Origin of the sequence: Bradyrhizobium erythrophlei, from assembly GCF_042430365.1 — a bacterium.
Taxonomy (GTDB): Bacteria; Pseudomonadota; Alphaproteobacteria; order Rhizobiales; family Xanthobacteraceae; genus Bradyrhizobium; species Bradyrhizobium erythrophlei.
Window position 1 is genome coordinate 14,349 of record NZ_JBHMET010000248.1, and the last position, 13,063, is coordinate 27,411.

At 58.9% G+C, this 13,063-nt stretch carries 10 protein-coding genes and 2 pseudogenes; 8 read left to right on the forward strand and 4 right to left on the reverse strand.

The window, feature by feature from the left end; genetic code table 11:
* Window positions 1-424: pseudogene (locus ACFFWD_RS37390) on the forward strand (hypothetical protein); the annotation flags it as partial.
* 249 nt (window positions 425-673) lie between these two features.
* Entirely contained in the window at window positions 674-976 is a 303-nt protein-coding gene (locus ACFFWD_RS37395; protein ID WP_376974265.1) for a group II intron maturase-specific domain-containing protein, read from the forward strand.
* Between the two features lie 1,086 nt (window positions 977-2,062).
* Here ACFFWD_RS37395 and ACFFWD_RS37400 read toward each other — a convergent pair.
* Complete coding sequence (locus tag ACFFWD_RS37400; protein ID WP_376974267.1) at window positions 2,063-3,088, reverse strand: D-alanine--D-alanine ligase family protein; 1,026 nt, start codon at window positions 3,086-3,088, stop codon at window positions 2,063-2,065.
* A gap of 1,917 nt (window positions 3,089-5,005) precedes the next feature.
* Here ACFFWD_RS37400 and ACFFWD_RS37405 point away from each other — a divergent pair.
* From ACFFWD_RS37405 to ACFFWD_RS37425, 5 genes are all read left to right on the forward strand, one after another.
* Window positions 5,006-6,115 carry a histidine decarboxylase gene (locus ACFFWD_RS37405; protein WP_376974269.1) on the forward strand — a complete coding sequence of 370 codons (1,110 nt, stop codon included), beginning with the start codon at window positions 5,006-5,008 and terminating at the stop codon, window positions 6,113-6,115.
* Between the two features lie 233 nt (window positions 6,116-6,348).
* Entirely contained in the window at window positions 6,349-7,743 is a 1,395-nt protein-coding gene (gene glnT, locus ACFFWD_RS37410) for a type III glutamate--ammonia ligase (RefSeq protein WP_376974271.1), read from the forward strand.
* Window positions 7,744-7,766: 23 nt separating this feature from the next.
* Entirely contained in the window at window positions 7,767-8,663 is an 897-nt protein-coding gene (locus ACFFWD_RS37415; protein ID WP_376974273.1) for a class II glutamine amidotransferase, read from the forward strand.
* 117 nt (window positions 8,664-8,780) lie between these two features.
* Complete coding sequence (locus ACFFWD_RS37420) at window positions 8,781-9,428, forward strand: GltB/FmdC/FwdC-like GXGXG domain-containing protein (protein ID WP_376974285.1); 648 nt, start codon at window positions 8,781-8,783, stop codon at window positions 9,426-9,428.
* The gene (locus ACFFWD_RS37425) at window positions 9,428-10,756 is read left to right on the forward strand and encodes an FMN-binding glutamate synthase family protein (RefSeq protein WP_376974275.1); all 1,329 of its coding nucleotides are present in this window, start codon (window positions 9,428-9,430) and stop codon (window positions 10,754-10,756) included. The genes ACFFWD_RS37420 and ACFFWD_RS37425 overlap by 1 nt, the downstream gene beginning before the upstream one ends.
* Before the next feature lie 117 nt (window positions 10,757-10,873).
* On the opposite strand, the pseudogene ACFFWD_RS37430 reads toward ACFFWD_RS37425, so the two are convergent.
* The 3 genes and pseudogenes from ACFFWD_RS37430 to ACFFWD_RS37440 all read right to left on the reverse strand — a co-directional run.
* Window positions 10,874-11,062, reverse strand: a pseudogene (locus ACFFWD_RS37430) (response regulator transcription factor); the annotation flags it as partial.
* 502 nt (window positions 11,063-11,564) lie between these two features.
* Window positions 11,565-12,287: an IS66 family insertion sequence element accessory protein TnpB gene (gene tnpB / locus ACFFWD_RS37435; RefSeq protein WP_376974277.1), complete on the reverse strand. Its 723-nt coding sequence runs from the start codon at window positions 12,285-12,287 to the stop codon at window positions 11,565-11,567.
* A gap of 5 nt (window positions 12,288-12,292) precedes the next feature.
* Window positions 12,293-12,508: a hypothetical protein gene (locus ACFFWD_RS37440; protein WP_376974279.1), complete on the reverse strand. Its 216-nt coding sequence runs from the start codon at window positions 12,506-12,508 to the stop codon at window positions 12,293-12,295.
* Between the two features lie 132 nt (window positions 12,509-12,640).
* On the opposite strand from ACFFWD_RS37440, the gene ACFFWD_RS37445 reads away from it, so the two are divergent.
* The coding region (locus ACFFWD_RS37445) for a helix-turn-helix domain-containing protein (protein ID WP_376974281.1) at window positions 12,641-13,063 on the forward strand (423 nt) is incomplete at its 3' end.

Genomic DNA, 13,063 nt, shown 5'->3' on the forward strand with positions numbered 1-13,063 from the left:
TCAGTGCCGCTCCAACAAGGGCGCACCGGGCGTGGACGGTCAGGACTTTGCGGACATCGAGGCGTACGGAGTGCAGCGGTGGCTTGGCGAACTGGCGCTTGCGCTCCGGGAGGAGAGCTACCAACCGGACCCTGTCAGAAGAGTGTACATACCGAAGGCCAATGGCAAGCTCAGGCCATTGGGCATCTCAACCTTGCGCGATCGAGTCTGCATGAACTACTTCGCGGTGGGGCATTCCAGCGAGTGCTTTAGCTTCATCAAAGACTGGGTGGAGAAGAAGGTCAGGCGCCATCTGGCGCATGCTCAGAAACGAAAGGGCTTCGGCTGGGAACGATGGAATAGGCGGTGGCTGTACGACACTCTCGGGCTGTTCAACGCCTACAGAGTGCGACGCGACGGGCCGAAAGTCGCCCCAGCAGGATAGGTCCCATGAGCGTTGGCGTGAAGCAAATGGGAGCGCGCAGTGCGGGAAATCCGCATGCTGCGTGCGACGTGGAGGGGACTGGAAACGTGGCACGGTCGAGAGGCCTGTCGGCGCGCCAGTCCTCGACCCTACCTGCGAGAGGCCGGCGGTGAAATTCCCCGGCCTACTCACCCATTCGGGTTGATGTATTCGGCGAAGACCGGAAAGGCGTACCTCGGGTACCGGCCCTCGAAGAAGAGCATCAAGCGTATGGTTGAGCAAATCCATGCACTGACGGCCCGAACGGGGACGTGGCAAGAAACCACAGAGCTGGTGGGCAAGTTGAACCGCACGATGCGCGGATGGGCGAACTACTTCAACGTAGGCACCGTCAACAAGGCGTATCGAGCGATCGACAACTACACCGCTGTGCGGTTGCGCCGGTGGTTGCGTATCAAGCACAAGGTCAGGAGACGCAAGGGCGGGACCTATCCACTCTCGCACCTCTACGGGTACTTCGGACTCGTGCGCCTAACTGCGCTTGGTCGCGACGTGCCGTGGGTGAAGGCGTGAAGTCTTGTCCGAGAGCCGGATGCGGGAGATCCGCCTGTCCAGGTTCGATGAGCGGGATGTGGAAACGGAGCCAAGGGTGAACCACTAAGGCACCGCCAGACGAAAGGGGCGGCAAACAGATATGTTCAGCCTACCGCCACCGCGCCACATCTCGACTCTACCAGAGGACGACTGCCAGCAGCAGTGACCTGGTTCGTCACGTGGAAGAGGACCGCTGCAGCGGACTCGGGGGCCAGGTTCGCACGTTTTTCGTTGGTTAAGCCGTGTCGGGCGGTCAAGCGGAAAGCTGTCGCCCATCTCCGAGACGCCTTCGGGATGAGCGAACGGCGGGCGTGTAAAGCCATCGGCTGCTGTCGCACGTACGGCACAGATCGGCGACCGAAACGCCGGCCTGGTGCTCCTTCAAGTGTCAGGGTCTTTTCGGCGGCTTCACGAGCCGATCAATGACTGTCAAGACGCGCGCGCGTGGTAGGGTCTGGAGAATAGCTCGTTCCCAATCGCGCATGCTTGCAATGGGAATGGCGTAGCTGAAGCTGAATTCCTAAGTTAGACCGACTCTATTGCCGATCGCCAAGAGCAGACCTTTGCAGGGACGAAGACCTTATAGGTTGTGGGAACGCCCTCGCCACGTGCGATCGGGCGAATTTCGTCAGTAGCCTTGAATGAACCTCTTACCAAGGGTGCTCATCACTCTCTTTCCATCTTGCCACACTTCGTACTGCGACAAGGACACCAATTCCGGCTAACCCACGCGCATCTGAGAATGTCCTCAGCAACCCCCTTCCTGTAATCGTCCGCAATCTCTTCAACGCGGCACGCACTTCGGTTTGTTCCCTTTGCTTGGAGGCGCGCTCTCGCCCCTGTTGATCAGAGCCGACACAGCACTGGGGCGCCGTCGCCGTCAAAAGTAGTGCACCATTCGATAGCCGCTGCTCATATCATTTTCATCGGCTACAGATTGAATCTATGCAACCGTCGAGCGCGGGTGATTCAAACATCCACGCAGCCCATTCTTTGCTTTCGATCTGCTCGCGCTCTATCGACTTGCCAACCACCGCAAGGCGGCGGAGCGATAGCCAGCAGGCGCTAACGCAGAGCAATTCGATCGCGATTCGACGCGCGTTTGGTCTTGGGGACGCCGATCCCAAAGTACCGTGTATGAGCGACATCCAGGATGCGATTGATCAAGCTCGAGAAGCTGTATCCCGCGGTCGTCGCGGCCTGAACGTAAGTGCCGTACAATGTCGGTATGGAATTGATCTCCAGGACAAATGGCTGGCCGGAGCGGTCGATCCGGATGTCGACGCGAGCATAGTCGCGACACTGGCAGGCACCGAAGGTCGCAACCGAAATATCCCGCAGCATCGTCGCAAGCTTATTACCGATTTGCGCCGGGCAAATGGCCGCGAGGGCCATGCGCTCTTTGTCTTCTTGAGTATAAAGGCGTATTTCGCGGTCGCCGAAGTCCTGCTCCACCAGCGGCAAGGTTTCGAGTTCCTCGTTTCCAAGCAAGCCGACGTAGATTTCCTGTCCCTCAATGTATTCTTCCACGAGCGCATCCTGTGCGTATTGCGTGGCGATCGTTTCTACGGCCTCCTTCAACTGGGCGGGCTCATGTGCGAGCTGCAATCCGAAGCTGGTGGATTCGGAGCGCGGCTTTACCACCACCGGGAATCGCAAGTCGCCGGTACTCTCAGTGCCGCGACGCATCACGCGAAAGTTCGGTGTCGGCACGCCGCGATCGCGCATCAGCACCTTGGCAATAACTTTGTCGAGCGCCAGCCCATTCCCAAGGGGGCCCGCGCCGGTGTAGGGCACTCCGGCCAACTCGAGCATGGCCGGAACGTGGGACAAATGGCACTCGCCCTGAATTCCGCTCGCCAAATTGAAGACGATTCCGGAGGACGGGACGTGCGGATCGGGTGGCATAAACCGCTCGAGCGTGGCGAACAGTCCTTTATCGCCTTCGCAGAGGAGCGTTTCGTGGCCGCCCTCCTGCAGCGCGGCCACTATCCGTTTGACCGCGTCACGGTCGTATTCCTCACGACAAGATTGACCGAACCGGTTGATCACGCCCGTGTGATCATGGTTCCGCACGACGGCTACTCGCATGAGCTACTCCTGGATGATTGCCCGCTATCACGTTCATGCGCTCAGACCAGTCAACAGCAACAAGCTGTCTTGACCCCGAGCGCCTTCATTTCCATGCAATCGGCGCGCCACCGAATAAGTGGTGTGAGCAAATCGGGAAAAGATAGTGGTTCGCGCCATGCCGACGAAGTGCTTATATACCTCAGTGTGTCGGCTTGCGAACGTAGGCGTCTTCAATCGGACAACGCGAGAACATGGAAGGTTGAATGATGACGATTGCTTCTCATCCCGAACTAGAACATCTGCCGCACTATTGCGCCAGCGAGGCGCACGAGTGGCTCGTGGCCGCCTTTGCCGCGGTCGAAGACGCGACCGAGAAGGCTGACAGAACCCTCGACGGGACAACACGCAGTGCCTCGCCTAGAACGCGATCCGCTGGTCTACGATCTGGACTGGGACGAGGATGAGCGTCTCGAGGAATGGCGCGCCGTCGTCGAAAGGGAGCCACGTCCTGCCGCCAACCCCGGCAGCGGCGATCGCACCCTTGCAGTACGCGCCTTGGCTTGGGCGCTTGTTTCTCGCCGCGTCGTTGCGCGAGCGCTGCAAAAACCGCTGGCATCTGCCCAGCCTGCATGACTCCTTGGGGGGGCCAAACGTGTTTCGCCGTGCCGACCGCTCCATGAGTTTTACTACATCAGGCGAGCCTAGCGCGTTGTGTTTGAGGTGACGGTACTCCTGAACGGGGACGACAAGTCCGTTCGTTCGTATCTGAACGGGCAGTGCTCGCAGTAAAGACTCGCGCCGTCGGTTCTGATATCGCGGGATTTGGCTGACCGACCTTGTCGGACCCCACCGGCAAGTGAGCATTTTGTGAAAAGACAGATGGCACCGCTTGTAGAAGGGACGGGCCAAAGATGATTAGGGCAATCGGCGCTGTGCAGTTTGCTGAGTCGCGCATTTGGCCTGCGCGTGTCTCCGTCCTAAAGCAAACGCGCTTCATGTGCGCAGCCCGCCAACCTGTTGCGAACGTGACATTGCGTCTCGTCAAAACAGGCGCGCCTACCGCTTCGCGCATTGGCCCAAATCCTGCTTGCTCGATGGCAGTACGACCAAGGCCGTCGCAGGGAACCGGAGTTGCATCGCAAAGCTTCGGAGCACCGGGAGTATCTTAGTCCGAAGCTTCTCCACGCGTTTCCACTGCGGCTTCGTTGGTTCGACCAAGGCTGCTCGTATGGCCTTGGAGAGAGGAGTAATTATGCAATCCGCGTCAAGAGAGAACGGGTCGATCAAGATCGTCGCCCCTAAGGACCGCTCTAGGGACATCTCTATTCTGGCCACAGCCTTTACGACGTGTGCACTGTTGAGATGGTTATATCCCAAACCGGAGTCCTACTTACGCCATTTCGGCTTCTTTAAGTACCACGCTGGCGATCCGTACGCGGATCGAACTGGCGCGTGTTTCGACAACGGCGACAAAAGCGCGGTTCAGTGGTCAACCGACAAAGTGCACCGGGATGACGCACGCAAGATGAAGTTTTTGCTCGGGAGCGTTCGGGAGTACAGACGCTCGGAAGCCGAACGGATATTAAGAGAGTTCGGCAAATATCACCGTAAGGAGTCGGACTGGTATTTCACTATGCTTGGCATCGGTCCCATGCGCCAGCGGTCTGGGTGGGGAGGCCGTCTCTACCGATCCGGTCTCGCCATCTTGGACGGACGATAGCCTTAGCGCGGCACGCCTTTATGAGCGCGTGGGATGGAAAATCGTGGGAGAGGTTCAGGTCGGCAGTTCGCCACCGTTTTTCCCCATGCTCGGCCCTCCTTCTTGAGAGGGAGCACCGGAGAACCGGCGCTCAGGGCAGGAGCTTTGTCCGCATGTGAACCGGAACCAGAAAGGTCACAGAGTCCACTGACTCTGACACTCGCGAGGCGCTCATCATGCTAGAATCCCAGGATCTCAAAAGACTGGACGAATTATTTTCCTCCATGCAGGAGGCAAACAGATGTTTTCTAGGCTATCCGTTTGCGAAAGGCTTCGATTATGAACAGCTGTGGCGCTTCATGAGCCTCACAGGCAACAACCTCGGAGACCCGTTCGAACCGGGGACCTATCGTGTCAACTCGCATGCCTTCGAATGCGAAGTTATCGATTTCTTTGCCCGGCTGTTTCGGGCACCTTCTTGTGAATTTTGGGGTTACATCACTAATGGAGGAACCGAGGGGAACATCTACGGGTTGTATCTAGCCCGCGAGCTCTATCGGGATGCTGTCGCGTACTTCTCGCGGGACACTCACTATAGCGTGAGCAAAGGGGTTCGTCTGCTCGGGCTGGAACACTCTGTGGTGCGTTCGCAGTCCAATGGAGAAATGAGCTATGACGACCTGGCGCAGAAGGCGATCCGTACCCGAAATCGCCCGGCCGTGGTAGTCGCAAATATAGGCACTACGATGAAGGAAGGCAAAGACGATACGCTAAAAATTCGTGCGGTCCTTCGAGATGTCGGTATTAGCGCGATCTATGTCCATTCCGACGCGGCACTGTGCGGGCCGTATGCGCCCCTCTTGAACCCGAAGCTGGCGTTCGATTTCGCGGATGGAGCGGACTCAATCGCGGTCAGTGGACACAAATTTCTTGGCGCGCCGATGCCTTGCGGCGTCGTTCTCTCGCGCAAGCGGCACGTTCAGCGTGTCATGCGCACCATCGATTACATCGGCAGCTCGGATACGACGTTGAGTGGATCGCGCAATGCGTTTACGCCGATCATCCTCTGGTATGCGATCCGTAGTCTGGGTATCGAAGGTATCAAACGGATGTTCCATCAGTGTGAGCAACTAGCCGCCTACGCAGCCGATGAGCTTAATGCCCGTGGCGTCAGCGCTTGGCGTAATCCCAATGCACTTACCGTTGTATTCCCACCTGTCGAAGAAAGCATCAAGACCAAATGGCAAATTGCGACTCAGGACGTCAGCCATTTGGTGGTCACGCCAGGCACGACTAAGCGCCAAACCGATGCGCTAATCGAGGCGATCACGAATAGAGGCAGATGATCTTCGGGGAAGCAGCGGCGGCTTGTGCTGCTTGCAAGTGAGGCCTTGGCGGTAGCAAGGGAGTGAGTGCGCTTTGTTCAACATCTTGGCGTTTAATAGAGCAGGTGAGACCTCTTGCAGGTGCTATTCGGGCCCATGCCTTCAAGGCCGAAACGGTCACATTTCCTTGCCGGCATGAGCAACTCGCCAGACCGCTGCAAAATGGCGAGGAGCCAACCAAAGGAGAAGTCCGAATGCATCTCCCGAACACGTGGACTGGCGCAATATCACCGGGGAGCCTTGCGACCCCTAAAGAGTTGGACGTTGCTGGAGCTCAAGCTTTCCTGAAGCGGGCGGGTATCCGCTACGTGCTCGCGCAATTCGTCGATCTGCATGGGGTCGCGAAGAGCAAAGCTGTTCCGGTGCAGCATCTCGAAGGAGTTTTGACGGAAGGTGCCGGGTTTGCTGGTGCCGGTGCGTGGGGACTTGGCCTGCTTCCGCATGAAGCCGAGTACATGCTGGTCTGCGAGCTCGATACCTTGCTTGTCACCCCATGGACGCCAGGGTATGCGCGCATGATGGGTGTCGGTACCGTCAAGGGGGCGCCACATCCAATCGACACGCGTAACGTTCTCAAGAAGCAGGTCGCGCGTCTCTCTGAGCGCGGCTGGACTTTCAATACAGGCCTCGAGCCTGAGTTCATCTTGCTGCGACGTGAGGTGGACGGGAGGCTCTCGCCCTTCGATGGCACGGACACGCTCGCCAAGCCCGGTTATGATTATCGCGGTCTCATGCGCGGGCGAAGCTTCCTTGAGCGCGTAACGGAATGCCTGCAAGCGGTCGGGATCGACGTCTATCAGATTGATCATGAGGACGCGAACGGGCAGTATGAAATCAACTTCAAATACAGCGATGCGCTAAAGACAGCAGACCAGATCGTTTTCTTCAGGATGGCCGCCTCGGAAATCGCGCATAGCCTCGGCGCGATCTGCTCCTTCATGCCCAAGCCGCGCAGCAATTCGACCGGCAGTGGCATGCATATCCACTGCTCGATCGCCGATGGGAACGGGCGGAATCTCTTTCACGATGACGCAGATCAAAATGGAATGGGCTTGAGCAAGCTCGCATACCATTTCCTAGGAGGCGTGCTGGCCCATGCAAAGGCGCTGACGGCGCTTCTAGCACCGACGGTGAACTCCTACAAACGTCTTGTCGTCGGTCGCGCAGTGTCCGGCGCGACATGGGCTCCCGCCTTTGTCGCTTATGGCGACAATAACCGCACCGCAATGGCGCGGATACCCTACGGCAGGCTTGAGATTCGCACAGGCGACAGCAGCATGAATCCGTACCTCGCAACCGCGGCCATCATCGCCGCCGGTCTCGATGGTATTGAGCGTGAGCTCGATCCAGGTGCGCCCAGAAACGTCAACTTTTACGGTCTCTCGCTCGAGGCAATCAAGGAGATGGGCATAGATCTGCTTCCGCAGACGCTCACCGAAGCGCTTGATGCCCTCGAGTCAGATCAGCTATTTGCCGGCACTCTCGGGGAGACCGTCAAAGAATTCATATCGCTGAAGAGATCTGAGTGGCTGGAATATCACCGCCACGTGTCCGACTGGGAAGTTGAAAAATATCTCAGCTTCTTCTGATCTCACCTGTGCCGGAGAGCAAGATGTGTGGAATTGCAGGCCTATTTATCAAAGGAACGCGACTTCAGCCGCAACTCGGCGAGTTGCTTGCGTCAATGACCTCAACCCTGTGTAGCCGGGGGCCCGACTCAGCTGGTTTTGCGCTGTACACGGGAGGGGAGCCAAGACAAGCGAAACTTACATTGACCTTTGTAGAAGGCAGATCCGACTTCGACGCGCTCGGAGCCGTGCTCTCACGATCAGTAGGTGCTCCAGTTTCCGTGACGAGCCGTTACACGCATGCTGTTTTGACTGTGCCAACCGATCTCGTGAGACTATGCCGCGATTGGCTCTTTGAAAATGCTCCGGACGTTCGGGTTCTGAGCGAGGGCTCCAATCTCGAGATCTACAAGGAAGTGGGTTATCCCGACGATGTCGCACGCTCGTTCGATATCGCCTCTATTGTTGGCACGCACGGCATCGCCCACACCCGCATGGCCACTGAGTCCGCAGTGACCACGACGGGTGCTCACCCGTTTTCGACCGGACCCGACCAATGCCTGGTCCACAACGGCTCGCTCTCCAATCATGCATCTCTTCGGCGCGAGCTTCAGCGCGATGGCATTGTCCCCCAGACAGAGAACGATACCGAGGTCGCCGCAGGCTACCTGACCCGTGAGTTGAAGCGGGGGAGAACGCTCGGAGAGGCTCTAAAATCGAGCCTGGACGATCTCGATGGATTCTTTACCTTTGTGGTCGGGACCAAGAGCGGATTCGGAGTGTTGCGCGATCCAATCGCTTGCAAGCCTGCGGTGATGGCCGAAACCGAGGACTATGTCGCGTTCGCGTCCGAGTATCGCAGTCTGACATCCCTGCCAGGAATCAAAAACGCGCGGGTGTTCGAGCCGAAGCCCGCAACACCTTACTTCTGGGAGTACTAGGGAATGAATCAGATCGACATCGGAAAATGGTCGCAACGCGATCTGAATCAGAGTCGGCCATCCAGTTATACTCGGGAGATCGATCTTCTGACGACGCCGCTTCGCGATCTCAATGCGATGTTGCAGGCGCTCGGCGGCGATACGAAGACGGACGAGGCATCGTTTCGAGTCCTGAATCCCAATGGAGCCCACGCGATTGCGGTTGGGATCGACGCGCCTCTCGATGTCGAGATTGCAGGCCACGTCGGCTACTATTGTGGCGGCATGAATAAGTGGGCCAGCATTGTCATCGACGGAAACGCCGGCCAGGGCGTCGGCGAAAACATGATGTCCGGTCTGATCCACGTGAAGGGCGATGCCAGCCAGTGTGCCGGCGCAACCGCACATGGAGGCCTCCTTTTGATCGAAGGGAATGCGAGCGCGCGCTGCGGCATCTCCATGAAGGGGGTGGATATTGTCGTAAAGGGCGGTCTCGGCCACCTGTCGGGCTTTATGGGCCAGATCGGCCGTCTCGTTGCATTTGGCGATGCCGGAGAAGCCTTGGGTGACTCGATCTACGAGACCCGCATCTATGTTCGCGGTAAAGTCGAGAGCCTCGGCGCCGATTGCATCGAAAAGGAGCTGAAGGACGAACATCGCGCCGAGCTCTTTGCGCTCCTCAAGCAGGCTGGCGAGGCTCATAGGGTCGATGTGTCGGAGTTCCGACGCTATGGGTCTGCCCGCAAGCTCTACAACTTCCATATCGACAATGTCGGGGCCTATTGATGAACACGATTGAGAAGACGTGGGGCTACATTCCACCGCGCCCCTCCGCGACCTTTGACGAACATGCGATTGCAGAAATCCGGCGCGCGGCCGAGACCGGCATTTACGATATCCGCGGTGGAGGCACCAAGCGGAAGCTGCCGCATTTCGATGATCTTCTATTCCTAGGTGCATCAATGTCACGCTATCCGCTGGAGGGTTATCGGGAACGCTGCGAGACCAGTGTGGTCCTTGGGACTCGCTTTGCCAAAAAGCCGGTTGAGCTTGCGATCCCGGTGACCATCGCAGGCATGAGCTTTGGCGCTCTTTCGGCTCAGGCCAAAGAAGCGCTCGGCAGAGGAGCGAGTCTGGCAGGTACCTCAACAACGACGGGCGACGGGGGGATGACGTCGGAAGAGCGGGACCAATCCAAGACACTCGTCTGTCAATATCTGCCCTCCAGATACGGCATGAACCCGGACGACTTGCGCAAGGCAGATGCAATCGAGATCGTCGTAGGACAGGGCGCCAAGCCGGGGGGCGGCGGCATGCTGCTCGGGCAGAAGATCTCCGATCGCGTGGCAAAGATGCGATCACTTCCCAAGGGAATAGATCAAAGGTCTGCTTGCCGGCACCCGGACTGGACGGGGGCTGATGATCTGGAAATCAAGATACTGGAGCTGCGCGAACTGACGGGCTGGGAAAAACCGATTTACCTGAAAATCGGTGCAAGCCGACCCTATTACGATGTTGCTCTCGCCGTGAAAGCCGGCGCAGACGTCGTGGTCCTCGACGGAATGCAGGGCGGTACCGCTGCGACACAGAATGTCTTCATCGAGCATGTTGGAATTCCGATTCTTTCGGCGATCCGCAGCGCGGTGCATTCCCTTCAGGATCTTGGCATGTATCGAAAGGTGCAATTGATCGTCTCGGGTGGAATTCGTAGCGGCGCCGACGTGGCCAAGGCTCTTGCACTGGGAGCAGATGCGGTCGCGATTGGGACTGCCGCGTTGATTGCACTCGGTGATAACGATCCCCGCTATGAGAGCGAATACCATGTGCTGGGGACCACCTCCGGCTGCTACGACGATTGGCACGAGGGCAAAGATCCGGCGGGTATAACCACTCAGGATCCCGCTCTCTCGGCGCGGCTCGATCCGGTGCTCGCGGGCCGTAGGCTTGCGAATTACCTCAAGGTCGTCACGCTCGAAGCGCAGACGATCGCACGTGCGTGCGGAAAGAGCCGCTTGCACTACCTGGAGCCGGAGGATCTTGTAGCCCTGACCGTCGAGGCAGCCGCCATGACACGGCTTCCGCTGGCGGGGACAGATTGGATACCGCGATACTAACCTGGCCTTCGTTTCCGGCCTGAGCTCGCGGTCTACCAGAACATCGCGACCGCGAGCGCACTTGGCAGGTGTCTGAGCAAGCAACAACCCCTCGGACGTGGCTCTCGCGGCGAGCTGGGCCCGCGAGACACATCCCATTTTTGCAAGGATGTATTCGATGTGAGTCGAGACCGTGCGCGGCGAGACGAAGAGCTGCTCGGCGATTTGCGGATTTGACGTGCCGGTTGCAACCAGATGCAAGGCCCGGATCTCTCTGAGCGAGAGATCGTATGGCCACGAAATTTGCTCCTCCATGACCAGGACCATATTGCCCTGGCAAAGTATGATTGAGACACGGTGGCAATGGCCGGCATCATCATCGTTCCACAGGAATCGCCGTGCCTTCCAGGGCCTGCGTATTTCCAATAGCAGTTGGCGCAATGTGCCCCCTTCACCGAGTGGGGACCCGGTGTACGTGCCAGCAAGTTAAATGCAGCACCGCTCGAGGATATGACCAGCGTGAAACAATTAGGTGCCACTCCTTCGGCAAGATGAGACGTGGCGTTCGTAGCCGGTCGCATAACTCGGCCAGAATGGGCCGAAATCGCTCAGTAATCTCTCTGCGCTCATCAGTTGCGGCAGTCGAAGAGGTCAAGTTCATATCGAACGCTCCGACATAGCGTCCATCTGGTAACCGCAGGCATCGAACTCTTGGAGCCGGGAAGACCCCATCGGTCGGTCAAATTCCCGGACTGTGGTCGGTCGCGCTCGGATTTAGCGAAAAGCGACTCGTTGGGGCAGCTCAAAACCAAATGGAGAAGCTCCCCTACTACATGCCGCTGCCGTCCCACGCCAGAAGCTTCACTCCGTCCATGGGCTTGCTACGGAACACGAAGACGTCGCCGCAATACCCGTTCGCACGCAGCGCTTCGCTCACCAGCGCCGACAGCGTGTGCACCGACTTGCGAAAGTCGATCGGCTGTGCCGCCAGCACCATCTTGAGGTCAGACCGTAGTGCAGTCACCGGATGCCCCGGAGCGCCGACAGCACCGTCGAAAGCGTCGCCAGCTCCACGCCCGGCTCGACCCGGATGCGCGCCCCACTCATCTCGATCTCGATTACCCCGGAGAGCTTGGTGGCCGGTGCAGCGATCTCCAACGGCCTCGTCTGTGCCGACGAAATACGCTCGGTCTCGCCAGCTATCCCACCACCGCTCTCGGCACCAATTTGGATCGGCACGAAGCTCGGCGCCTTGCTGGCCACCCGCCGCCGCAATCTGGTGTCGCCACACCGTGAGCAGCCCGCGGACAACGCCATTGCGCCGCGCCACCTCGGAGATGTTCGCACCCTCCTCGAAGCTCTCCGCCACTATCCGGGCCTTCCCCTCGTCCGTCCATCGCCGCCGCTGCCCGGTGATCACCTCGACCGGACGATAGGAATCACCTTCCTGCCTGGCATCAAGCATGGCATTTGCAATCGTTGCACCTCCATCGATCAGGTCAAGCCAGGCTGTATCGCAGGCGAACCTCGCAATGGCGAGGTGGGGCCTCATGCCGGTTACGCTTCTTCGGCTGCCACTGGGGCAGCATTTTGGAGTTCGAGCTGCTTCTGCGCCAAAAGATGCGCATCCCGCTTGCGAGTTGCCGCCAACCAGCGGATACCAGAGAAGCGTTCTATTTGTATGGTGCTCGATCCGTAGGCGTGCGCCAATTCTTCCTGGGATATGCTGATTCCGCTCGATGTCGCCCACCATTCCGGAATGATCGCGCCCACCGTTCCGATTTGATGTCGCCCACCATTCCGAGATGATCTCGCCCACCATTCCGGGATGATGTCGCCCGGGGTGACGAGGCCTCTTCTGGCTCCGCTACGGTCCCGCCTTTCGGCTTTGCGAAGGGGACCTGGATGCCGACGGAGAGGTTTGCGATGCGCCATGTGCGCGATGTGATGCGATTGAAGTCGGCCGGGATGGCGACCCGCGAGATTGCGCGGCGGGTCGGAACGGCACCTTCGACGGTGCGGTTGACGATCCGCCGGTTCGAGGCGGCGGGGCTGACCTGGCCGTTGCCCGACGACGTCACCGACACGGTGCTGGAGGCCCGGCTGTTCGCCAGCGCCGGAGCCGGTCCCGGCACCCGGCGGGGCCATCGGCGGCAGCCCGAGCCGGACTGGGCGGCGGTGCATCGCGAGCTCAAGCGCAAGCACGTGACGCTGTCGGTCCTGTGGGAGGAGTACATCGCGGGCGAACCCGGCGGGTATCGCTATTCGCGGTTCTGCGAGCTCTACCGGGCCTGGGAAGGCCGGCTGTCGGTGACGATGCGCCAGTCG

Coding starts and splice junctions, on each gene's coding strand:
- ACFFWD_RS37395 (WP_376974265.1), top strand. CDS start 674: ATGGTTGAGCAAATCCATGCACTGACGGCCCGAACGGGGACGTGGCAA.
- ACFFWD_RS37400 (WP_376974267.1), bottom strand. CDS start 3,088: ATGCGAGTAGCCGTCGTGCGGAACCATGATCACACGGGCGTGATCAAC.
- ACFFWD_RS37405 (WP_376974269.1), top strand. CDS start 5,006: ATGCTAGAATCCCAGGATCTCAAAAGACTGGACGAATTATTTTCCTCC.
- glnT (WP_376974271.1), top strand. CDS start 6,349: ATGCATCTCCCGAACACGTGGACTGGCGCAATATCACCGGGGAGCCTT.
- ACFFWD_RS37415 (WP_376974273.1), top strand. CDS start 7,767: ATGTGTGGAATTGCAGGCCTATTTATCAAAGGAACGCGACTTCAGCCG.
- ACFFWD_RS37420 (WP_376974285.1), top strand. CDS start 8,781: ATGTTGCAGGCGCTCGGCGGCGATACGAAGACGGACGAGGCATCGTTT.
- ACFFWD_RS37425 (WP_376974275.1), top strand. CDS start 9,428: ATGAACACGATTGAGAAGACGTGGGGCTACATTCCACCGCGCCCCTCC.
- tnpB (WP_376974277.1), bottom strand. CDS start 12,287: ATGAGGCCCCACCTCGCCATTGCGAGGTTCGCCTGCGATACAGCCTGG.